We start from the raw sequence: 22,384 nt of genomic DNA, 5'->3' as shown, positions 1-22,384 counted from the left end.
GATAATATGCTTGGAAAATCTATGAAAAAAGTGTATAATTGAAGTGTGTTAAATTTTTATCATGAACACTTTACGATGACCATGAAATACACACTTATTACTAATTCTGTTGAAGTTACAGTTTTGCCAATTTACATTGAAGAGCAATCCATTCCTTATGAAAATTGTTACGTATGGATGTATAATGTTAAGATAAAAAATAAAAGCTCATCAACCATTCAATTATTAAGTCGCTATTGGCGAATAATAGATCATAAGGGCAAAATAAATGAAATTGCCGGAGTTGGTGTTATTGGAGAACAACCTGTAATAAAATCTGGAGAGGTATTCAAATATACAAGTGGAACATACTTAAATACACCATCAGGAATAATGCAGGGTAAATATGAATTTCTGAACGAAGAGAGCATAAAAACCTTTGATGTTATGGTACCACCCTTTTCCTTAGATAGTCCATACGTTAACACTAGACCTCATTGATCATCAAGATAGTGTATTTGTTTAAGTGCATCTGAAACCAGTGCTTCTTGTTTTGTCATTTGAGCTTCCATAATGTCATCCGAGTAGCTGATACTGAGATCCAACTAAGTTGATAAACACGAAAGCACTGACCATTTGCTTCTATAGTTGTCTTTTTTCGTCTATCTTATTTTGTTACTCTGCTGAACAGATGCAAAATAGTTTATTTTTGATTCTTATCATCAAGTGTGAATAAGATTATTGTAGAGGTTAAACCTATAATAACTATCATTAACGAAAATGGGGCAGCTTCTCTGTAACGCTCATCGCTGACAAGTTCATATATTCTAGTTGATATAGTTTCAAAATTAAATGGTCTGATAATTAGTGTTGCCGTGAGTTCTTTTACCGTATCCATAAACACGAGCAGAAATCCCGATAGTATGCTTTTCTTGATAAGGGGAATATGAATATTCAGGCACGTGGAAATAGGCCCATGACCCATAGTATATGCAGTCCATTCAATTTCATTTGGTGTTTTTTTGAGTCCCGACTCTATCGCCTTGAAAGATATAGCAAAAAAACGAAATAAATATGAGTAAACTAATGCACCAATAGTTCCTACCAAGCTAATTTCCACAATATATTGAGTAATGAAAGAAGATATTCTGCTTAAAAACATTATTATGCTAATTGCAATAATTGCATTTGGAATTGCATATCCAAGAGAAATGAGACGTGCTATATTGCTTATTACCTTATTTTTACGTGCTGTATATCCAATAATTATTGCAATGCTGATCGAGATTAGCGCGGTAATAAATGATAAACTAATACTGTTTGCTATTATATTATAGAATCTTGCTTCGTATATGAAAAAGCCTTTCTCTATGCTCCAATATATAAGTGGAATCATTGGTAAAATAAAGCCTATTAATATCGGCAATAAACACATAAGATAAGAAAAGATCAACGATATAGAACCGTTTATACTACGTTTATTGTGATAATCTGCATTAGTATTGATTGAAGAGTAAGATATTTCTCTTTTTTGTAGTTTTTTCTCGATAACTATTAGTGTTGCAACGAAAATCAGTTCTGCAACTGCCAAAACAGTAGTTGAATATTTGTCATGCAATAAAAACCAAGTACGGTATATTCCTGTCGTGAAAGTATCGATAGCAAGAAACTGTGGTGTGCCGAAATCTGTAATTACTTCCATTAGTACCAAGGATAACCCAGCTATAATTGATGGACGTATGGAGGGTATGATGACAGAAAACAGACTCTGTAATGAGGAGAACCCAAGTGTTGATGCAATAGTGACTGAGTTACTAACGCTCTTTAGACTTGAGCGGACCAACATATAAACGTATGGATATAGACTAAATCCCATTACTAATATTCCACCACCTAGGGATTTGATCTCGGGAAACCAATAGTCACCTTTGCCCAATTGAAAAGTATCTCTTAACAAGCTCTGAATCGGACCTGAAAACTCTAGCGTATTTACATAAACAAACGATACTATATATCCAGGAATTGATATCGGAAAGAATAAGGCAATCTCAAAAATTCTACTTCCGGGAAACGAAAAAAATGTAGTAAGCCAAGCTGGAATTACTCCAAATATAAAGGATATTAACCCTACTCCTACCATCAAAATTAACGTATTGAGTATATATTCAGGAAAAAGTCTACTAATTACCCATCCAGAGTTTGCTGATTCTGTAAATAGAATCGATATTAACGATAGTATAGGGCAGACAAATAATACACTTACTAAAAACAAGAATATATTTTTAAATACTCTCAGAAACATTAACTTGAATCTATATTTGATATTAAAATGTTATATGCAAAAACTAAAGATATCCAGTAATTAACAGCCGTCCTATTGAATATCTTCATAATTTTATATATTATGTTTTAAATCGATAAACTAATTAATTATGAGTTTTGTCATTGCAACTTTCTATCATTTTGTAAAACTCTCTAATTATTATGACATGAAAGATGAAATAAAAGTTGCATGCGATAATGTCGAATTAAAGGGTACTATACTCCTTGCAGAAGAGGGTATTAATGCAACCGTATCTGGTGAAAGAAACGCGATTGATAAAATATTCGATTTTCTACGTTCTGATTATAGACTAAGGGACCTTACATGGAAAGAGAGTGCAGCAGAATATCAACCATTTAGTAAGATGAAAGTGAGATTAAAAAGAGAAATTGTGAATCTTGGTGTAAGTAATCTCGATACTTCCGTTAGAGGTCAGTACATTGATCCAGATTATTGGGATGATTTTATCTCTCAACCTGATGTTTTAGTGATAGACACACGAAATGATTACGAAGTAAAACTAGGCAAGTTTAAAAATGCAATCAATCCACATACTCAGCGTTTTCGAGATTTTCCTCAGTGGTCAGAGTCTTTCTCTGAGAGTAAAGATCTGAAAGTGGCTATGTACTGCACTGGTGGAATCAGATGTGAGAAATCTACAGCATATATGAAAAGCCTTGGATTTAACGATGTTTATCACCTTAAAGGCGGTATTCTTTCCTACCTTGAAAAAACTGGTAATAAAAGTGGTAATTGGGAAGGCGAGTGTTTTGTTTTTGATGATAGAATTGCTGTTGATCACTCACTCGCCCCAAGTGATAAAATAAAATGCATATTCTGCTCAAGTAAAGTTTCAACTGATGAGCTGAAATCAGTTCCACGTGGCCAGGTAGTTTGCTCTGATTGTAAATCTTTAAGTATTGAAAGAAAGCTAGAATTCAATACGAACCTCTAAGAAAATCTGCTTATTGCACACTTACTAACCTCAATTTTATCAAGACATTTACCTACGACATAGCCCGCTCCAGCTCCAAGTAACGCACCAACTATAGCAAATGCAATCAACACTACACCAGAACCGCCAATAAGAGCTAAAGTTTCTTGCCATAAACAACATGCTGCAACTAGACCAGCAGCTAAACCAATTCCTGCACCTCTGCACCTAAGTTTCATATTATTACTAATATTGTAACCTCTTCTAGATTTTATGTTATGACTAGTATTGTTACTTATCCAATCAAAGGTTTTGATATCTAGGTTTTTGTCCATAAAAGCGATAAGCTCACCTATTGTTTTTTTATGTAAATTATCTAAAAATATAACTTTACCTTTTACATTTTGTTCAAATACATTTTGTTTGCGTGTCATTTATTTTTCCATACTATTAGAATATATTTTTACTACACTTAATGTCTTAATAGTTGGTAAATTCCCATACAAGAATAAGTAGATAATCTTACCACTATAGGTGGGACTAAAGCGCTGTAAGATTAAATTCCTGAAAAATGTTAGTAAGAAGAGCTTTTCCAAAAACAATAAAGTTAAGAGTTGAAGAGATAGTAAAAGAGCGACTTACAGTTAATCCAATTGATTTTGGTGAATCGTTTTGTTACAAACTCAAAGGATACAGAAGACTGAGAACTGGCGATTATCGTATCATGTAAATGCTGCAAAGTATGAAGTGTTTCAATAAAACACAGAAAAGACATTTACGAGTCTGAGGCTCCATACTAGTATCCTTCCAGTATTAACTTACTGTAACCTTTCCAGTTGAGCCACTGCGATTCTTTGCAACGTTTATCTCTAATTCGTTATTAGCATCGATTTTATAGTCTGTAGAGTAGTAAAATTATAGGGGTATAGTCAAAAAATGAGTTATTTTTGAGCTGAGCAAAGCCACCTAAGGTGAAGAGGAAAGAGGGCTGTATAATGAAATATACAATGCTTATAGGAAGGTTCTAACTTTTATAGATGTATTCTCTATGCTCTATTGCAGTAATTATTACCGTACGTTCTAATTTACTTATTCTATAAACCAAACGATAATCACCAGATCGTATTCTACGATGTCCTTTGAACTCACCGAGCAAGGGATCTCCTGCCTTTTCAGGAGAAAGCGTAAGACGCTCTTTTACAATTTCTTTTATCCTTGACCATATTGTCTTTGGAAGATTTGGAATGTCTTTGTGAACTACATTTTCCTCATAGCAGATTAAATACTTATCACCAGTTGATGTCTTCATGCCTGATGAATTTTGCATTTCGAGTGTCACGTTGAATAGCAAGTTTGGCTATTGCCATATCTTCTTCATTTTCAATTGCTTCTTGTATAAACTGCTCTGCTAGCTCTTGAGCTGATTGATTCTTTACTTTAGCTAAACGAGTAAGGTTTTTTAAAACTTTTTCACTAATGTTAATACTTGAATCAGCCATAAGTTTTACCAAAATCTACTAATAATTATACAACATTTTTCTAAAATTTTCAATAAAGAATGGATCAGGAAGGAGGGCTGTATAATAATATATTTATAATTTACTTATGTAACTTAACGAAGCAGAGTTTATTGAAAAACATGGTTCTTAAGTACCTTCAAAGCTTTCTCGTAAATGGTATCCCTATGTCCTATTGTAACGATAGTTACTTCATGTTTTTGGTGTCTGCACAATACATAATACGGTAATCGCTGACTCTTAGTCTTCTAAACCCTTTAAAGCTATGGTATAAAGGCTCACCAATGGATCAACTGTAAGGCGTTCCTTTATTTACTCTTGATTCTATTTTTATTGGTAAAGCTGGAAGATCTTTTTCAGTGACATTCTTCAAAAATTTAATTTTGTAGTTCACTTGATCTCCACTTTACATCTTTGTAATCAACTGTTTCTGCACCTTCAATATCATATTGATCAGCAACTACAGATAGTAAAAAATCTTCCATTTCACTATCTATTGCTTCTTTAAGTAGTTTTTCTGCTAATGCTTGAGCAGGTTGCTTAGTAAGTTCAGATAATTCAGCAAGATGCTGTAAAGTTTCTTTACTGAAAGCTAAATTAGCGTTTGCCATAAGTTTTACCAAGTTCTACTACTGTATAATTATACAACATTTTTCTGAAATTTTCAATAAAAGTAATTATACTATTATTAATATAATATTAATGCTTTTATATTAAAATTAATACAATATTAATTAAGGGGAATATTATGTTCGGAAACTTACAGAGTGAGAAAACAGGAGCAGATTTACAACAAAAGTTGGATAATCAATCAACACAGTATGGAAAAACACGTGTACACCGAAATGAATCAAATTTGAATGATTTGGATCCGGACATGGATCCTTCTCGGCTCTGGAAGAGCTCAGAGGGCAGAACAGTTTATGAAGAACACCAGGTTGATGCAAGTGATGTATTAAGTGATATTGGAGACAATTTCCATGCTCTCGCAGATTCATTTTCTGTTCTGTAGAAGGTACAGGTTTAATATCAAAAAAGTGTGAGGCTTCTTTATTTTTTCCTAAAATTTTCAATAAAGTAAACGAAGTAATTATGCTAATCTAAATATTGGGATAATATTAACATATAAGTACTATCTTAGCGTTAGTTTTTTAATTAAGGAGTATATTATGGTTGAAGACCCTTTTTGTCATATAAATCAGACTTGCCACGAATACTGTGAAATGAAATTCATTGAGGAAAAATCTCAGTGCAATGACCTCTGTGATTTTATCTTTCCAATTTCTGAAACTTGTTCACCATCTGAAGTTGTGGATCAATTAGTATCTATTTAACAAAAAAGTGTCAGTATATTTTTTAATAAAGAATTATATTAACAGATTATGATAGGTTGAGTATACACGAGTTTGCTGATGCTCGTGAGAAATGACACAGACTAAGTATAGTATTGCAAAACATCATTAGAAATAGGGAGGGTATGCCGGCGGCAGGCTATTGGATGTATCCGTTCAGGAGAGTGGTTTAAGAAACAATAGATAAGAGGTTTTGGAAAGGATTGAGACCCCTTTGTTTCCATGTTAAGTATAACGAAATTATCCGTTCAAGGAATGCATTTCCCCGCTTTGATTGTGTAAAATACGAATTTTTGCGGTAAACGACATAATGCCGTATCTGCTGTTCAGCATGGTTGTTTGTCAGCGGAATGTTTTTTGGGTCATCTAAAAAATTCCACATCATTCTTTCAGATTTCAAAATATTTTTCGCAACTCGAGAGGCTCCAATTGCTTCAGGTAAGTAGGATATTTCCTTCAAGTAATACCTTGTACGTTTTCGCAACTTTCTGGCACGTCTGGCAAATCTAAAAACATCTATCTCATTTTTTAGCAAAGCCTTTTTTAGTGCAAATAATTCAGTAGCTACATTTCTTAAGTAACAGCCAAGAACTTTGACTTCAATATTCCAACTATGCGCTAATCTTTCAAAATCCCTTGCTAAGTGTGCCCAGCAGATTTGCCTTTTTTCATCAGCAAAGTAATTGTATACTGCGTACCTGTCGGTTACCACTAAGCTATTATGATTGCAGCATGCGTTATTTTTTAAAACTTTCATTCCTCTTGACTCTGTCAACTTCACAAAACTTGCCGTATTGCTTGCAAACATCCAACACCAAGCGAGTTTACCTTTGTTATAATGGCTCGTTTCATCAATATGTAGAACTTTACTCCTACTTATCTCTTGTTCGATCTGCTCATACATTTTTTTGCATTTTGAAGCAACTCTATGTTCACTATTTGATATGCTAACGACGCTTATGTTCAAATTGAAGATATCATTTACGACACTCGCTATTTCGCGTTTTGAATTTTTGTAGAATCCGCTGAACGCTGCAATTATTGACTTAACCCTTGGACCAAATGTATCTGACGTAACACCTTCTGGTAACTTACTGCTTCTTCTTTTTCCGCATCTCCGGCAACGACCATGCTCCATCTGATATTCCACTACATAAGGCCTAATTTCCGGAAGATCAACTTTTTGATGAATGTACGGTCCATTGCATATTGCAATCCCTCCTCCGCATTCACAAGTAGATGACAACTTTACTTTTATCACCTCATCTGCATCCATTTTGGCGCGAAAACTTCCTTTATGACCAACCTGACCACCAACGTTTCTGTCGCTCTTTGGCTTGTCCTTTTTTATTTTGTACAACTCTCTAGAGCTTGGTAGAGATGAATTTTTCGAGTTTAAACCAAGCCTTTCCTTTAATTCAGCGTTCTCTATCTTTAAAGCCTTGTTCTCTGCTTTTAAACTTTCATTCTCCCTTTCCAGCTTTTCTATTTTTGCTTCTAACTTTTCTATTTTTTGCTGTAAATTTTTGCAAAGCTCTAAAAGGTTTACCACATTACCTCACTTTTGCTCTATGATTATCTTTTTAGATCACCTTGTCTACCTTATTCTGCCACTCCGCTGAACGGATACTATTGGATGTATTTCTATGATAACAACGACTCTTCGTCGTCAAAAATCAAGAAGGCTCTGCAACTTGATAACTCTATTCTTTTATTGACGTAGATGACTCTGAAAAATTGCGGAGCTGAAGTGCTAATGCTATATGGTTATTACGTTCAAGAACAAAACGGAAAATCCTATGTTATACTAGAAATAATGTGCGGAAAAGGGGGGATTCGAACCCCCGACATATTTTCATATGTGCACGCTTTCCAAGCGTGTGCTTTAGACCGCTCAGCCACCTTTCCATACTTATTCATAATATTAAAAATTATGCTGCTAAACAACTGGTATATATGGTTCGCCACGAAAATTCACAGTATTGTTAAACTTGTTTTTGCACGTTAAAAACGCTTTATCACAACCTGCAAGTATCGAATATTTATCTCCGGTAGAAATTTGATATGGAGGAGAAGCAAATAATGTAACTACTTTATTTTTGTATTCTTTAACTACAACTTCAAATGTTGCTGAACTAAACACTCCGTGCTTATAATATCCATCGCTTTCGATTAAATTAGTGTCTTCAAATCTTCTTTCATCTATCACTTTAGTAATTGTGCTCATTCTACTAAACTTTTTAGCATCAGCTTTACATCTATCATCGCAAAATTGTGCCCTGCATACAGGAGAATATAGCTCTGTTATGCTTCTCTCAAGCTTTGTCGCAAGACCTCTAATTTCAGCGATAAACCTCCCACTATTTAATGTTACTTTACCAAAAGTTCCTGCATGCAAATTCATAATTCCCTGACTCAAATCTTTATAATTCACAAGAAATATTTCAATATTTGCAAAGTCATGCCTTCCTGATAAAACATCTTTTTCTTTAATATCAGCACTATTTAATATTCCTTCAATTTCTAGATTATCAGTTCTCAAATCGCTATTTAATATTATGCTACTAGCTGTAAACCCACTTGAAGATTTATAGAGTATATTATTGAGATTTAAATCTTCATCATAGTCAGTGAATCCCATTACCTCCCCACTTACAAGTGTTAATTTCCAGCAAGTAGCGATGGTAAGTAATTCTCCAGTTAAATGGTTTTTTAGTTTGGTTTGCATACTGCTTAATTGATTGAATTTGAAAACGTTCGATAGGTAAGGGATTATATCCATTATCTGAGTAGCCATAGGGTGTCATGCCAGCGCCCAGACATTGGCATCCAGTTAAATTTACGAGTATAAAAGTAATGTTAAAATACAACGTTTCTGATGATGATGGAAAAATGGATCCCAGTGTCAAGCACTGGGATGACACCATTTACTATGCAAATTGCCACAATTTTCGTACAGCTGTGACTGGGATGACATTACTTATTGTGTGAATAAAATAAATACTCGTAGAGTTTGTTACGCACTGGCTTATGTTTATTTGATCGACAAATAAACACTAACAGACAAGACACACACCACATTCAAGTTGTGGTGTGTATTACTAGAACAAATTAGAAAGAAAACTTCACACCAGTGAGGAGAAGAATTCCTTGGTTAGAAGGTACATCAGTACCTTTTTGGTCTTTCAGCGCACCTTGTTCATCAGTCATAAAATAATGTAAGGCTGCATAAGGAACAAACTTGCTCTTATTGCAAGAAGATAGATCATACTGAACACCAAGTGCAACATCATGAAGCATATCTTTATCATTCATTGTACTGCCAAAGTATGTCAAGCTTGTGTAGATATTATCATATTGATAACCAGCACCTGCAGTCCAATACATGGTGTCCTTGTCATTAAATTGCTTTAAGCCATTTTTTCTAGCAATATCAGTAGTCTCTTTATATTCTTTTGAAGTAGGGTTGAGTTCCTTGATACTCTTCGGTTGACCAGATTTGCCTAAATATGCAAAAGAGGCAGCAAATTTTACACTTTGATCTTCATCAATCTTATAATCAGCGCTTGCACCTAAATTCATACCTGCTAGGTTATTGTATTCTATGAACTCATTATAAAGGTGCTTATCTTCACTTGGCTCTTTTGCCAAGCCAAACTCACCAACTACGGAAGTTTTAACTTTTATATTATGTTTACTAAAGTCATATTCATATGACGCACCAGCACTTATTATATGCTGGTAATCTGGTCCAACATGTCTTAACGTTTCCTTATGCTTTACCTCATCTTGCTTTTGAGCATTTTTAGAAAGAACTGAATCTATTTCTTTTACAACGGATAAACCACTATCATAGCGAGGTGAGTAGCTAAGACCAAATCTTGCACCCATATAATTTGGTGAGTAGTAAGCAGCTCTAAACGGCAATGTGGTCATAACGTCTTTGTTGTATTTTCCTGCCATACGGAAGGAGAGTTTTTCGCTCTCGCTCGAGAAGCTTTCAGTGTAAAGACGTGGTGTTACGTAAAATGGGAAGTTTGCAGCACTTCCTTCTAAGTTTACTTTTCTGAACCAGTCACTATCTGCAGCTCCATCAACAGTTGCAATTCTTGTTGCATCAAGTCTCATCAGAGACTCAGGACCAAACTGATAGCCAAGTTTCAGATCACCATATTTTGAATTCAAAAACACATGTGCACTTCTACCTCTTGCAGCATTCACGCCTTGTGAAGCTCCTTTACCTTCGGTAACTGGAACATGGAATTGTACATCGGCACCATAACGAAGACCAATATCCTCATTTTTATTTTCAGCTCTTAAGTGCAATATTGCATCTGAAATCATGCCCATGTTTTCACTGTAATCACCAATATTCCCTATCCCTTTAGGAAATATTGGATTTGCTCCTTTTATACTATCTGGAGTATTGTTAAAATAATCTGTAGATTTACCTGGCATAACATTATAATGGTTATAGCCACTTAGCCCATGGTTACCATAACCTTGAGAATCAACAACGCCACCGAAAGTTATTCTTAAACCATCCCCTTGATTGGTATTGATAATATCAATACCACCAACTGAAACAACAGGACTTGCCTTGCCTTTTTCCTCTGTATTGCTGTTAACAACTTTTACATCCTTTTTTATATCTTTAGCTTCAATTTTAGCATTCTTAGTTTTAGAACCCTTAATTTTTGACTTTTCTACATTAGAATTTTTAGTGCTTAGAGCTTTCGCCTTTGAATCCTCTATAAGCTTTGCTTTTTTCTCTTTTGCTAGCCTAATTTCATCTTTTTTCTTTTGTTTTGCTACTAATTTTAACTCTTCTTTTTTCTTCTTTTGTTCAGCTGCTAATTTTAACTCCTCTTTTTTCTTCTGCTCAGCTGCTAATCTTAGTTCTTCTTTTTTCTTAAGCTCCTCAGCTTTTTTTCTTGGATCAGCATTACATATCCTGTCCATTTTTTCTTTTAGTTTCTTATTTGACGTCTTCATCACTTCCATCTTTCCAGAAGTTTTGATTGACTCGTTACTCTCTTGCTTTTTTACTTCCTTCATACTCTCGTCAGAAAAGTCAGCAGCAAAGCCACTGAAAGAACATAAAGTCAATAGAGAAGCTAGAGCAGTTCTAGTATAAATAGATTTTTTCATGAAGTGCCCCCAAAAAATTTTAAAATCATAACATAAATAGTATAAAGGTGTTGAAAATCCAACTTAAAGCAACCTTATAGCGAAAATAAAAGTAAAATGCAATACTTTAAAAGCAACTTTCTTAATACGCTCAACGTGTATATTAACCAAAATTTAGTACAGAGGTTTGCTTGTTAGTGTATTATAACTCTATACTTATTCTATGGAAGTAAAATTTACTCAAGTGAAAGTACATAAAGATTAAAATATTAATATAACTATTGACAATAATATTAGTTTATATTATAATTAGTGAATTATTGTTTTATTTTTAATAATTAAGGTATTTATGGATTTTAGTTTTTTACGAAATTGGTTTAGCACTACAGGTGCTGCTACAGGCTCAGAGCCAGGTAATACTGAACAGCCAGATTCTATTTCAGTAGATGATGGCAAATACGAGATGAAAGAATATGACGATGAATTTGAGATCATTGAAGATTATGAATTTATAAATCGTGCTGATCCAAATGAGCCATGTTCTTTACCTTCTGACTATAAAATAGATGAAAGTATTGTAAAAATTGCAGGATTTGATCGAGAGAAATTATTAGAAATGGGTAATTTCTGCAAGATAAGCTATGGCGATGATGATGATAAATTAAGTAAAAAAAGATGTAATAACCTAGCTCAAGGAGTATACAAAACTGAATTTGAAACTGCAGAAGATTTTGAAATTATTCCATCTACTGAAAAAATGTATAAAACTAGAGCTGAACTTATCAGCGAAGGTTATGAAATCATTCCATTTAGTAATAGTTTTGAGGAAGATGCTGGTCATGTTTTCATAAAAGGTAAAGAAATAACGGTAGCTTACCACGGTACTCGTGGCCTCAATGATGGAATCACTGATGCAAATGTACTTTTTACTACTTCAGAATTTTTACCAGAAGGTGGAAGAATTCATCGTGGTTTTTATAATTCATTTACGGATTCATGGTCTAATCTTTATGGCATTTTGAAATCTTATGCTGAAAAACAAGAATCAGAAATCAAAGATTTTAAAATCAATCTCACAGGTCACAGTATGGGAGGAGCTATTGCTAAGATAGCTGCTTTATGCCTCAATAAAACAGAAGGAGCTGAAGATGTTCATGTTGCAACTTTTGGTGATCCACGAGTTTTTGATCTTACTGCTAGTGAATTTTATAATGATGTTCTTCAAGAAAAAACCATTAGAGTAACTCAACATAGACAAGACCCAGTACCAGCGGTATCACCTGGTATTTGTGGTTATGCTCATGTAGGTGCACAATTGAGAATATCAGTACCTGAAGGATATTTTGTTCATCAAATGGATGGTTATCATGAAGCCATTAAAATAATGGATGAGAATGACTTCCAATCAAACAATAACGTTTCTCTCTTTTATTACCCTTCGAGAATATTAAGTCGAATTAACTGTGCAGTTTTAGGTAATGCTCAATATTATGCTGCTAATTTAGGTAATTATATTCTTAGTGGACAAAATTTTTTCGAGAAAGTAAAAAAGGAATACCAAGATAAAAACTTAGAAAATTTTTCTAAGCTTGAACAAGCAGAAGTTAAGCAAAGGGCACATCAAAATGTCTTTTCTACTACAAGGAGTTTATAACTACTATACAGAGCAATCATTAGATTGCTCTGTAGCATCTATTCATTTAAATTCAATATAAAAATTTTCACCAGAAGTTATTTTCCATTCTTCTTTAAATTTCTTTAGGTGTTCTTTTTTTTCGCATTCTAAAAGCAGTTCTTCTATGCTCTTATTATAGCTTTCTGTAGTAATTCTTCCTTGATGATGCATAAACCTCAAATAAATCAAATAAGTGTTAATCACATCTGTTTCACAATAATCGCGAATCTCTTGTATTTTGCCACTATCATATAAGTCCATAACTTGTGAACCATCAACTCCAATCTTACCGGGAAGATTAAATGCTGCGCAAACTTCGTTCATCTTCATTCTTGCAGAAGCTCCAAAATCAGAGAGAGATTCAAGCAAATCACAATGCCAATCACTACTGTACCTCTGATTGTAACTATTCCACTTATCGCCAGCTTTGTGAAAATATTCTGCTTGAATGCCATGAACCATAGCACGGTACTTCAGTACCGGTATATCAAAAGTGCGTCCATTGAACGAAACTATTCTTGGCTTTTTCTCTGATATGTAGTTAAAAAATCCCTTTACTAGCTCTTTTTCATTGGAGTTTACTGTGCCTCCAGATCTTATTTCTTGTAGTGTGAACATTTCATAACCGCTCTGGCGTGTTATATTACAAAGTAAAAAACTAATGACTACAACAAGGTGGAAGGGCTGACGCAGAAAAGAGTTTTGCCCGTTTGTTATTTCAAGATGATATTTTGTTAATGCGTTCCTCTTTTCTTCTACACTGCTATCATCACTAATATTTAGTAAATTCTTGCAGGAATTTACATCTGGTATAGTTTCAATATCAAATACTAACAAAGAATTAAGCATTACTTATATATTCCTCAGGGCGATCAGTCCAAGGTCGCACTTTTACGAACAAAAAGAGATGAACTTTACACTCAAATAACTTTTCCAATTCTGTACGCGCCTCGATATTAATTTTTTTTATGCTACTGCCGTCTTTTCCTAGCACTATTTTCTTATGATTATCTTTCAATACAAATATGATCTGTTTTATGACTAAACTCTTATCTTTTTTTTCCTCAAATTGTTCAGTTATAACAGCTGTAGAGTATGGCAATTCTTCACGTAGGTTCAAGAATAACTTTTCTCTCGTAATTTCCGCTGATAAAAAATCAGCTGAGGAATCAGTTATTTGATCTTTTTCATAAAACCAAGGGCCTATCGGTGCAATTTCAGACAAGTAACTAGTCAGATCAGAAAGTCCATCATTCTTCAGTGCCGAGATCGTAAAAATTTTTTCAAACTTATAAAGCAAATTTAGGTGCTCATGTGCCATCTTGAGCTCTGATTTCTTTACTAAATCAGTTTTATTGATAACCAAAATGCATCTGCCTTTTGTGCGCTCCAGTCGTGCAAATATCGTTTTTATTCTTTCTATATTTTTTAGGTAATTGTTTACATCAACAAGCAACAAAGTAATGTCACTATCCTTAACTGCTCCCCATGCAGATTTGACTAAAGCTTTTTCAAGATTTGTTTCTGCTGAAAACACTCCTGGAGAGTCAGTAAAAACAATTTGCGCATTGTTGCATATAGCAACACCCCTTACCTGTGTCCTTGTTGTCTGCACTTTAGGGGTGACAATTGCAATTTTCTTGCCTACGATGCTGTTAATCAGCGTTGACTTTCCAGCATTTGGCAAACCAGCTATCGTTACAAATAAGCATCTTTCTTCTTTCACAAAGGAAATTATAAAGAAAACTAAATGCTAACGTCAATGGATTATTTTGCAGGTAGATTGCACTCTTCCTCTTTTGAAGAAAAACGCTCAACTATAGGTGATATAATATAATCATTCACTTTTTCAGCTATTGGTTCAATAACACAAACTGTAACACAAACTGTTACAAATACCCCTGCGATTACTGCTATGAGTGCTATGGGTGCTATCACCGCACCTGCTAAAGCTGCTGATCCCATTCAAAGCATTGCACCAGGGAAAACAGCAGTTGCAGCTGCAGCAAGACCAACTCCAGTTGCAAAGCTTGCAGCACATAAACAAGCACCAATAAAAAAACTTTCTTTGGAAAATTTTTTATTATAAATAGATTTACATGCAAGTAAGGCTGCCGGAATCGCAGCAATAATTCCACCCATTACCAAAGGTGATAAAGCTGTAAAACTGAGTCCCAAACCTGTAAGTGCTCCTATTGGTATATCTGTACCTAAGATAAATAACATTATTTTAGTATTATCATTCATATAATCTTCTTAATTAATTTTCTAAAAAGCTTTTAGCTACTTTTAGTATAGCTGAATTAGTTGGATAAGCAAAGCAATTTTTTTATGGAATGATCTTGGAGCGGGAGAAGGGCCTCGACCTCAACCTTGGCAAGGTTGCACCTTACGAACTTCCACAAGCCACTTATAGGCAAAATAAAAAGCAAAAACCTCACTTAAACTCTCTGTTCTTTTGAAGAAAAACGCTCAACTATAGGTGATATAATATACTCATTCACTTTTTTAGCTATTGGTTCAATAATACAAAATGTTACAAGGAACCCTGCAATTACTGCTATGGGTGCTATTATTGCACCTGCTAAAGCTGCCGATCCCATTCCAAGCGTTGCACCAGGAAAAATAGCCATTGTAGCTGCAGCAAGACCAACTCCAATTGCAGCACTTGCAACAAATAAACAAGCATGAGTGCAATCATGAGCATAAGAGAATTGGGATTGTGAGAGTCTCTTACCTGTACAAAGGGCAAAGTATAAGAGTGCAGGAATTGCAGCAACAATTCCACCCATCACCAAAGGTGACAGAGCTGTAAAACTGAGCGCTAAGCCTGTAAGTGCTCCTATTGATGTAGCTATACCTAAGGCAAATAACATTGCTTTAGTCTTGTTGTCCATATAATCCTCCTAAATAATAATTTTCTAAAAAACTTTTAGCTACTTTTAGTATAGCTGAACTAGTTGAATAGGGGAAGGAAATTTTTTATGTTAAAATTAAAGAGCGGGAGAAGGGGTTCGAACCCTCGACCTCAACCTTGGCAAGGTTGCGCTCTACCAACTGAGCTACTCCCGCAGTTAAATTCTGCTTAGATTCTACTTCTAATTATAGGTACATATTACAATTTGTAAACCCTACATGCATGAAAATCATGAGAGCCAATTTTCTATGATCTTTTCGTATACTTAAAACTCATTTTTGATTATTGTATGTGTCATAAAACATATTAAATTTATGAGAATATTTATATATAAGGACGACCTGCCAGCCAGTGCAATACCGAATGATATAAAATCTATAGCTGTTGATACAGAGGCAATGGGGCTACTGCATAGCAGAGATAGATTATGCCTTGTTCAGCTCTCTTTCAATGATGGCAACGCTCACTTAGTTCAATTCAAAAACGATTATACAGCTCCAAATTTGAGAAAAATATTAGAGGATAAAAATATAACCAAAATATTTCACTTTGCGCGATTTGATGTGAGTATAATACATTACTACCTGCAAACTTGGGCACTGCCTTGCTATTGCACGAAAATAGCCTCACGTTTAGTTCGCACCTACACAGATAATCATAGCTTAAAAGAGTTGTGCTTAGAACTACTTGATATAAAATTAAATAAGCAACAACAATCTTCTGATTGGGGAAATGAAAATTTAACAGACAAGCAAAAAAGTTATGCTGCATCTGATGTTTTATATCTCCATAAAATAAAGGAAAAGCTAGATTTAATGCTAGAACGTGAAAATAGAAAAGAATTAGCCGAAAAGTGCTTTGAATTTCTTCCTACTCGTATTGAGCTAGATTCAATGGGTTGGGGGAGTGTAGATATCTTTAATCATCATATGTAATCACTTCACTTGAATCCAGAAAAATTTAGTTGATCAGCTGTTAATTGATACGCTATATTTATAAAAATTTAGGTATTTTATGAGTGATGATATTAAAGCGGTAAATGATCAAAATTTCGAATCTGAAGTTGCTAACCACAAAGGATTTGTGCTGGTAGATTTTTGGGCAGAATGGTGTGGACCATGCAAAAGTCTGATGCCACGTATCGAGCAGTTAGCCAAGGATAGAAAAGACAAGATCAAAATCTGTAAGTTTGACATAGATGGAGAAACTGAGGTGCCAAGTAAGTATGGAGTTCAATCTATACCTACTTTAATCATATTTCAAGATGGTAAGGAAATTGCACGCAAAATTGGCGCAATAAATGATTTACACAGTTGGGTTGATAGTGAAATAAGCGAGTAGACAAATTTCCTTTTGCGTGTATTATAGGTGTTGATAAAAGGGATTGTAGCTCAGTCGGTTAGAGCAGTTCGCTCATAACGAATTGGTCGTAGGTTCGAGTCCTACCAATCCCACCACTATTGATACAATTGCAAGGCCTACTCTCTTAGATAAGCTTTTTGCCTTATTAAAGTACTTGGTTGTTAGTGTTTGAAAACTCCATGATATTAGATTCCTTGCATAACTGGAATTCAAAAGTTCCAGCGCGGTTTTCTTATTGGATCTCAGCTGGGATGACGCCTGGTTATGAAAGAAATCTATTGTCAAAAAAAATTACTTCCGCGTATTTTGAATCTGATTATAATGACAATTAGAGATATTTTAAGAGCTCAAAAGTTTATCTTTGTCTGCAGACTTTCAATTAACTTTTCAATAAAAAACGTAGCGTATCTTTTTCAGCGTATACACACTTCTGTCATATGTGCGCTGCATTTTTTTCTAATTTATACAGGAGGATTTTATGTCCAGAATTCCAGATATTTGACCTTTACCTTAGCTAATAAAAATCAACTGGCGCCTTTGGTTTTTATAAAGAAAATCTAGGAAATAACCAAAAACTGTTTCCAGGCATAAATTTGCCATGTATACCTAAAAAGTAATGGTATTAACATAATGTTCATATTTGCATGCTAATATTAGAATTATTTGAATTGGAGAATATTATGCAACAACAAGCATCAAACAGAGAGAAAGGGATTAAATTTATGCTGAATCAATGTCGTCAGAAATGCTATGTCAACAAAACAAAACAGACAGACCAAAAATGCCTAGATGAATGCCGTGAGTATCACTATCCTAGAGTTTTGAAATTTTGTAAGTTGAAATGCGATTCCTACACAAAAAAACAGACAGACCCAGAATTCCTAGATGAATGCCGTAAGGAGTGCATTTCTAAATTTTATCCACAAATTAGTGAGAAATTATTAGCTAGTGAAAACAATCTCTATGATGAAAGCACAGAATTATCACTTATGGCAGATACTCTAGATGCAATGTTTTTTTAATCACAAAAGAAACACTTATTTCAATATTTGCAGAGATGTTAGCTTTTTAGATATATTCTGACTTATTGAATAATTCTTTAAATTGGTAAAATACTGTTTCTTTTCCTCTATTTCTTTTTCACTATTCTTTCCACATATCGCTTCTGTTTTTATCTCTGGTTGTTTCTCTTGATTGAGAGAGCCCTTCTTTTCAAAATAATTATCTGTGAATTCTAAAAAGAGTGAAATCAGCTCAGGAAGATTGTATTTGTGTTCACTTGATGAGCACAATTCTGTAATCGAAGAAAAGTGAATATCATCTGCCTTAATAGGTAGTAACGATAGAAACTTATTCCAGCATTTTTTCATTATTCCAACTTCAGGTTCAAGGTTTTTTATTTTAGCTAAGTTGGCATGCTCCATAAAAAACTCTTTATATTGCTCAAAACCTTCAAAAGTTTCTTTTTTTTGGTAGTTTTTTTTCCTATGACTTTTTTCTATGTCAGCAATTTTAGTACCTATATTTGCCTGCTTACTAATAAAGCCATCGTTCTCTAAGTTAAAACAAATTGTGTATGGAGTAATGTCGTTTACTATTGTGTGTGGCTTAAAGTGCCAACCAAAGCATTTGAGTATGAATTTTATTATAGGAGGAAATAGCCATTTAGGTTTTGATATGTGTAGTAATTTCACTACAAGTTTTTTGAATGAGCTAAAGGATTTATTGATAATGCATCTTAAATGAATATTTTCATCTTTTTTAAACTTTTTATAAACCTCCGCAGCTATTGGTCCTCCAGCACAGCTTCCATACAGTACTATATTGTCTGGGTGAATGCCTTGCTTTAGAAGATCTGAAATGACTCCAATTCCTGCATTTACTCGATTTCGACCGTTTAAAGAATGGCCTTTGCTTTTTCCAGAACCAGGAAAATTAATAAGGTGAACATCCATACCTGCTTCAGCTGCCCAATTCCATTCACTTTTGTCTTCATTTGGCTCTTTTTCAAAAGTATATGTAAGCCCTGGAAAGTAAACTATATGCTTTTTCTTTCTGCTATCTGCACTGCTCTTCGAGTTTGACATCACTATCTTTTGAATTCGCATTCCATTTTGAACTTCTACGAACTCTTCCCTAATTTTTATTGTATTTTCTTCTGTTACTTTCATTTTGCGTTTTTCACTATATTGATTTAATAATACATGAAATTTTAGAAAAAATCAATTTTACTAAAAAATTAACCTATAGCGTATCTATCTTTATATTTATTGGAATTAAAGTAGTAGTGAGAAATGCCTCTTGACATTTGATAAACCTAAACGTAGCCTAAAACAATTTACTGTTTATTTATGACATTTGTTCAATTACTTAATAATCAATTAGATAGTTTACACTTATTAAAACACCCATTTTACGAGTCATGGAATGAAGGTGGCTTAAGCCTGCAGGCTCTGCAAACCTACGCTAAGGAATATTATCACCATGTTGCTGCTTTTCCTCGTTATATCAGCGGTATACATTCCTTGTGTCCGAATTTGAAAATGCGGCAAGTTTTACTTGGTAATTTAATAGAGGAAGAACAAGGCGACGAGAATCACCCAGAATTATGGCAGCGTTTTGCTGAAGGACTGGGAGTAGCACGTTCAGAACTTTGTGAAAATGCACAAATTAAGGAGACACGAGAATTAGTTGATGGTTATTTTGACATTGTAAAATCAGATTTTGCAGCAGGTCTTGGAGCTCTGTACGCTTATGAACGTCAAACTCCAGAGGTTTCTAAGTCTAAAATTGAAGGTCTGAAAAAACACTATTCAATAAATGATGAGCGTTCTCTCAAATTTTTTACCGTTCATATGGGAGCTGATGAGTGGCATTCTGAAGAATGTGCAAACCTTATTGCAGATTTAAACGAAGAAGAACAAGAGAAAGTTATGCAAGGCGCTGAAAAAGGAGCAAAACTCTTATGGGGTTTTCTTGATGGCATGATGAATGTTGATGTTTGTCATTAATTATAAGTAGATACTAAATTCAGTGGTAGCATGTAATCTTCTTATATCTGATTTACGGCTTTGGGTTCATTTGGGATGTAGTGCAGAAGAGAAGTTTTCTCCCCAATTGGTGAGTATTGACGTTGATTTCACTTTTAAATCTCCTCCTTCAGGGCTTACAACTGATCAACTTAAAGATACTATCTGCTATTTGGAAGTAGTGCAAAATATTCAATCTCTTGTTCAGGGCAAGCAATTTAATTTAATCGAGCATTTAACTCATGAGATATACAGAGCCATTAATAACCTTTTGCTGCGAAAGAAGCATATTATTTCTTCTGTCAGGGTGACTACTCACAAAATCGCACCACCAGTTCCTGGTGTGCATGGGGGCGTTTTTTTTACTTACTGTAATGAATTGCAAGAATGATCTATATTTCTATTGGATCAAATATAGGGAATCGCCTTTCCCATTTACAAAGAGCTACTGAGTTACTAAAGAAGCGCTATTTAAAAGACTTAAAGTCTTCGATCATTCTAGAAACTAAGGCTATTTTACCAAATGGTGCTCCACCTGATTGGAACAAGCCATTTCTTAACATGATTGTCTATGGAAGTTGTTCTTCTTCTCCTGAGGAGCTACTAAAAGGCTTAAAACAAATTGAATGTGACATTGGTCGTCCACAAGTCTACGAAAAATGGGCACCTCGTGTTATTGATTTAGATATTTTGTTATGGGATGATCTAACGCTTGATATACCTGACCTTAAAATTCCTCACCCAGAATTAGTAAATAGACCATTTTTGCTCCACTTGATGGCAATGGTTAACAAAACCTTTGCTTTCAATGTTCAAGACTGTTTTTCAAAGAGTTTTACGCTTTCACCAAAGCTTATGGGTATCGTCAATATTACCCCTGATTCATTTTCAGATGGTGGTCTTTATTATGATGCGAATCGAGCAACCAAGCAGGCATTGCAGCTGGTATCAGATGGTGCAAGCATAGTTGATCTTGGAGCTCAATCAACAAGGCCTGGAGCTTCAATAAAGACGCCAGAGGAAGAGTATGAACGTCTAAAACCAGTACTTGATAATCTTAGCGACTATATGAAAAATGGTGATATTGAAGTCAGCATTGATAGTTTTTGGCCAGACATTATTTTAAACGTTTTGAAGCACTACAATATTGCCTGGGTAAATGATCAGAAGGGAGATCTGAGTAGTAATACCTTAAAAGAAGTTGCTAGCAGTGGGTGTAGTGTCGTTATTATGCATTCACTTTCGATACCACCACATAAGGACAATATTATTCCACATGACACTGACCCAATTGATATCATAAATAATTGGGCAGAGAAGAGCATTAATAGGTTACTTGACCTTGGTTTTGATGAAAATTCAATAATTATTGATCCTGGTATTGGTTTTGGCAAATCTATGTATCAGAATATTCAGATTTTACGCAGTATAGAAACTTTACAAAATTTTGGCTGCAAGGTTTTAGTTGGCCATTCTAGAAAGTCATTTATTTCTTCTTTTTCCACAGAGCCTGCCTCTAATAGAGATTTAGAAACAATTGCTACATCTGCTATACTGCACAATAAGGTTGATTTCCTTAGAGTGCATAATGTACGTGACCACATGAGATTTTTTGTAGCCCAAGCTGCCTTACAGAGATGAAGATTATTGGAATTATGGCTGTTGACCCTAATGGGGTAATTGGAATAAATGATGATTTGCCCTGGCGTTATCCAAGTGAGTTTAAACATTTTTGTCAAGTGACCGATAAACAAATTATTGTGATGGGAAGAAAGACATTTGAAACCGTGCCTCAAAGCATACTAAAGAATCGTACACCTATTGTTTTCTCCCGTAACAAGTGTCTTAATAGAGGTCCAAAATGTACTGTTGTCTCTTCCATGCAAGAATTTCTGTCAATTCAAAGTAGTTCTCAAGTCTTTGTGATTGGTGGGGCACAAATAGCACACCTTTTTTTAGAGCATAACCTAATCTCAGAATTTATTATAACTGAAATTCACAAGCCCTATAAGGGTGATACATACCTCAATTTAGCATTTTTTGATGGATGGAATAAAACTATTCTCGTCAGAACAGAAGACTATACTATATTCAATTGTATCCGTTCAGCAGAGTAGTAAAATTATTAGCATAAAAGTAATCAACGTTTCTAATGAAAGCTGGATT

General features: G+C 34.4%; 27 protein-coding genes and 3 tRNA genes. 14 read left to right on the top strand and 16 right to left on the bottom strand.

The window, feature by feature from the left end; translation table 11 throughout:
- Positions 1-75 precede the first annotated feature (75 nt).
- Entirely contained in the window at positions 76-480 is a 405-nt protein-coding gene (gene apaG, locus ONG75_RS06305) for a Co2+/Mg2+ efflux protein ApaG (RefSeq protein WP_010402892.1), read from the top strand.
- Positions 481-682: 202 nt separating this feature from the next.
- Here apaG and ONG75_RS06300 read toward each other — a convergent pair whose 3' ends face one another.
- On the bottom strand, positions 683-2,281 hold the full coding sequence (locus tag ONG75_RS06300) for an ABC transporter permease (protein WP_264376040.1): 1,599 nt from the start codon (positions 2,279-2,281) through the stop codon (positions 683-685).
- A gap of 130 nt (positions 2,282-2,411) precedes the next feature.
- Here ONG75_RS06300 and trhO point away from each other — a divergent pair, with 130 nt between their 5' ends.
- The gene (gene trhO, locus ONG75_RS06295) at positions 2,412-3,257 is read left to right on the top strand and encodes an oxygen-dependent tRNA uridine(34) hydroxylase TrhO (RefSeq protein WP_264376039.1); all 846 of its coding nucleotides are present in this window, start codon (positions 2,412-2,414) and stop codon (positions 3,255-3,257) included.
- On the opposite strand, the gene ONG75_RS06290 is transcribed toward trhO, so the two are convergent.
- On the bottom strand, positions 3,254-3,670 hold the full coding sequence (locus ONG75_RS06290) for a hypothetical protein (RefSeq protein WP_264376038.1): 417 nt from the start codon (positions 3,668-3,670) through the stop codon (positions 3,254-3,256). The genes trhO and ONG75_RS06290 overlap by 4 nt on opposite strands.
- Positions 3,671-3,807: 137 nt before the next feature.
- Between ONG75_RS06290 and ONG75_RS06285 the strand changes: the two genes are divergently transcribed.
- Positions 3,808-3,966 (top strand): type II toxin-antitoxin system RelE family toxin, encoded by a 159-nt coding sequence (locus tag ONG75_RS06285; RefSeq protein ID WP_019236727.1) that lies wholly within the window; start codon positions 3,808-3,810, stop codon positions 3,964-3,966.
- Between the two features lie 294 nt (positions 3,967-4,260).
- Here ONG75_RS06285 and ONG75_RS06280 read toward each other — a convergent pair whose 3' ends face one another.
- The 3 genes from ONG75_RS06280 to ONG75_RS06270 all read right to left on the bottom strand — a co-directional run bounded on the left by ONG75_RS06280 (position 4,261) and on the right by ONG75_RS06270 (position 5,364).
- Entirely contained in the window at positions 4,261-4,563 is a 303-nt protein-coding gene (locus tag ONG75_RS06280; protein WP_264376037.1) for a type II toxin-antitoxin system RelE family toxin, read from the bottom strand.
- Positions 4,526-4,735, bottom strand: coding sequence for a DUF6290 family protein (locus tag ONG75_RS06275; RefSeq protein ID WP_007302130.1), 210 nt, complete (start codon positions 4,733-4,735; stop codon positions 4,526-4,528). Before ONG75_RS06275 ends, ONG75_RS06280 begins: the two co-directional genes overlap by 38 nt.
- A gap of 395 nt (positions 4,736-5,130) precedes the next feature.
- Complete coding sequence (locus ONG75_RS06270; RefSeq protein ID WP_264376036.1) at positions 5,131-5,364, bottom strand: hypothetical protein; 234 nt, start codon at positions 5,362-5,364, stop codon at positions 5,131-5,133.
- Between the two features lie 137 nt (positions 5,365-5,501).
- On the opposite strand from ONG75_RS06270, the gene ONG75_RS06265 reads away from it, so the two are divergent.
- Positions 5,502-5,765 (top strand): hypothetical protein, encoded by a 264-nt coding sequence (locus ONG75_RS06265; RefSeq protein ID WP_264376035.1) that lies wholly within the window; start codon positions 5,502-5,504, stop codon positions 5,763-5,765.
- A gap of 157 nt (positions 5,766-5,922) precedes the next feature.
- Positions 5,923-6,087: a hypothetical protein gene (locus ONG75_RS06260; RefSeq protein ID WP_264376034.1), complete on the top strand. Its 165-nt coding sequence runs from the start codon at positions 5,923-5,925 to the stop codon at positions 6,085-6,087.
- 187 nt (positions 6,088-6,274) lie between these two features.
- On the opposite strand, the gene tnpC is transcribed toward ONG75_RS06260, so the two are convergent.
- From tnpC to ONG75_RS06240, 4 genes are all read right to left on the bottom strand, one after another.
- Entirely contained in the window at positions 6,275-7,657 is a 1,383-nt protein-coding gene (gene tnpC, locus ONG75_RS06255) for an IS66 family transposase (RefSeq protein WP_264375454.1), read from the bottom strand.
- A gap of 269 nt (positions 7,658-7,926) precedes the next feature.
- Positions 7,927-8,013 (bottom strand) — tRNA-Ser (locus ONG75_RS06250).
- Positions 8,014-8,044: 31 nt separating this feature from the next.
- Positions 8,045-8,833, bottom strand: coding sequence for a DUF2163 domain-containing protein (locus tag ONG75_RS06245; RefSeq protein ID WP_264376033.1), 789 nt, complete (start codon positions 8,831-8,833; stop codon positions 8,045-8,047).
- A 383-nt stretch (positions 8,834-9,216) separates the two neighbouring features.
- Positions 9,217-11,256, bottom strand: coding sequence for a WD0745 family porin (locus ONG75_RS06240; protein ID WP_264376032.1), 2,040 nt, complete (start codon positions 11,254-11,256; stop codon positions 9,217-9,219).
- Between the two features lie 328 nt (positions 11,257-11,584).
- Here ONG75_RS06240 and ONG75_RS06235 point away from each other — a divergent pair, with 328 nt between their 5' ends.
- Complete coding sequence (locus ONG75_RS06235) at positions 11,585-12,889, top strand: lipase family protein (protein WP_264376031.1); 1,305 nt, start codon at positions 11,585-11,587, stop codon at positions 12,887-12,889.
- 42 nt (positions 12,890-12,931) lie between these two features.
- Here the strand turns inward: ONG75_RS06235 and ONG75_RS06230 are convergent, their stop codons facing one another.
- From ONG75_RS06230 to ONG75_RS06205, 6 genes are all read right to left on the bottom strand, one after another.
- Positions 12,932-13,759 (bottom strand): 3'-5' exonuclease, encoded by an 828-nt coding sequence (locus ONG75_RS06230; RefSeq protein ID WP_264376030.1) that lies wholly within the window; start codon positions 13,757-13,759, stop codon positions 12,932-12,934.
- The gene (gene era / locus ONG75_RS06225) at positions 13,752-14,636 is read right to left on the bottom strand and encodes a GTPase Era (RefSeq protein ID WP_064085366.1); all 885 of its coding nucleotides are present in this window, start codon (positions 14,634-14,636) and stop codon (positions 13,752-13,754) included. Before era ends, ONG75_RS06230 begins: the two co-directional genes overlap by 8 nt.
- A gap of 41 nt (positions 14,637-14,677) precedes the next feature.
- Positions 14,678-14,875 (bottom strand): hypothetical protein, encoded by a 198-nt coding sequence (locus tag ONG75_RS06220; RefSeq protein ID WP_264376029.1) that lies wholly within the window; start codon positions 14,873-14,875, stop codon positions 14,678-14,680.
- Positions 14,876-15,157, bottom strand: a complete 282-nt coding sequence (locus tag ONG75_RS06215; protein WP_264376028.1) for a hypothetical protein — start codon at positions 15,155-15,157, stop codon at positions 14,876-14,878.
- A 194-nt stretch (positions 15,158-15,351) separates the two neighbouring features.
- Positions 15,352-15,807 (bottom strand): hypothetical protein, encoded by a 456-nt coding sequence (locus ONG75_RS06210; protein WP_264376027.1) that lies wholly within the window; start codon positions 15,805-15,807, stop codon positions 15,352-15,354.
- Positions 15,808-15,909: 102 nt separating this feature from the next.
- Positions 15,910-15,982, bottom strand: a tRNA-Gly gene (locus ONG75_RS06205).
- Between the two features lie 159 nt (positions 15,983-16,141).
- Between ONG75_RS06205 and ONG75_RS06200 the strand changes: the two genes are divergently transcribed.
- The 4 genes from ONG75_RS06200 (at position 16,142) to ONG75_RS06185 (ending at position 18,211) form a co-directional block, all read left to right on the top strand.
- Positions 16,142-16,762 (top strand): ribonuclease D, encoded by a 621-nt coding sequence (locus ONG75_RS06200; RefSeq protein ID WP_007302121.1) that lies wholly within the window; start codon positions 16,142-16,144, stop codon positions 16,760-16,762.
- A gap of 79 nt (positions 16,763-16,841) precedes the next feature.
- On the top strand, positions 16,842-17,168 hold the full coding sequence (gene trxA, locus ONG75_RS06195) for a thioredoxin (protein WP_064085368.1): 327 nt from the start codon (positions 16,842-16,844) through the stop codon (positions 17,166-17,168).
- A 39-nt stretch (positions 17,169-17,207) separates the two neighbouring features.
- Positions 17,208-17,284: transfer RNA gene (locus ONG75_RS06190), tRNA-Ile, on the top strand.
- 549 nt (positions 17,285-17,833) lie between these two features.
- Positions 17,834-18,211 (top strand): hypothetical protein, encoded by a 378-nt coding sequence (locus ONG75_RS06185; RefSeq protein WP_264376026.1) that lies wholly within the window; start codon positions 17,834-17,836, stop codon positions 18,209-18,211.
- Positions 18,212-18,226: 15 nt separating this feature from the next.
- Here ONG75_RS06185 and ONG75_RS06180 read toward each other — a convergent pair whose 3' ends face one another.
- On the bottom strand, positions 18,227-19,360 hold the full coding sequence (locus tag ONG75_RS06180) for an alpha/beta hydrolase (protein ID WP_052264773.1): 1,134 nt from the start codon (positions 19,358-19,360) through the stop codon (positions 18,227-18,229).
- Positions 19,361-19,540: 180 nt separating this feature from the next.
- Here ONG75_RS06180 and ONG75_RS06175 point away from each other — a divergent pair, with 180 nt between their 5' ends.
- Genes ONG75_RS06175 through ONG75_RS06160 form a run of 4 tightly spaced genes read left to right on the top strand, consistent with a single transcriptional unit; the run spans position 19,541 to position 22,335 of the window.
- Positions 19,541-20,200: a CADD family putative folate metabolism protein gene (locus ONG75_RS06175; RefSeq protein WP_264376025.1), complete on the top strand. Its 660-nt coding sequence runs from the start codon at positions 19,541-19,543 to the stop codon at positions 20,198-20,200.
- 22 nt (positions 20,201-20,222) lie between these two features.
- Positions 20,223-20,609, top strand: a complete 387-nt coding sequence (locus tag ONG75_RS06170) for a dihydroneopterin aldolase (RefSeq protein ID WP_143689820.1) — start codon at positions 20,223-20,225, stop codon at positions 20,607-20,609.
- A complete protein-coding gene (gene folP, locus ONG75_RS06165) occupies positions 20,606-21,859 on the top strand; it encodes a dihydropteroate synthase (RefSeq protein ID WP_264376024.1) in 1,254 nt (417 codons plus the stop codon). The genes ONG75_RS06170 and folP overlap by 4 nt, the downstream gene beginning before the upstream one ends.
- Entirely contained in the window at positions 21,856-22,335 is a 480-nt protein-coding gene (locus tag ONG75_RS06160; RefSeq protein WP_264376023.1) for a dihydrofolate reductase, read from the top strand. The genes folP and ONG75_RS06160 overlap by 4 nt, the downstream gene beginning before the upstream one ends.
- Positions 22,336-22,384: the final 49 nt, after the last annotated feature.

The organism is Wolbachia endosymbiont (group B) of Sphaerophoria taeniata (assembly GCF_947179355.1).
Taxonomy (GTDB): Bacteria; Pseudomonadota; Alphaproteobacteria; order Rickettsiales; family Anaplasmataceae; genus Wolbachia.
The sequence above is the reverse complement of the archived record's forward strand: the minus strand, read 5'-3'. Positions and strand labels throughout refer to the sequence as shown.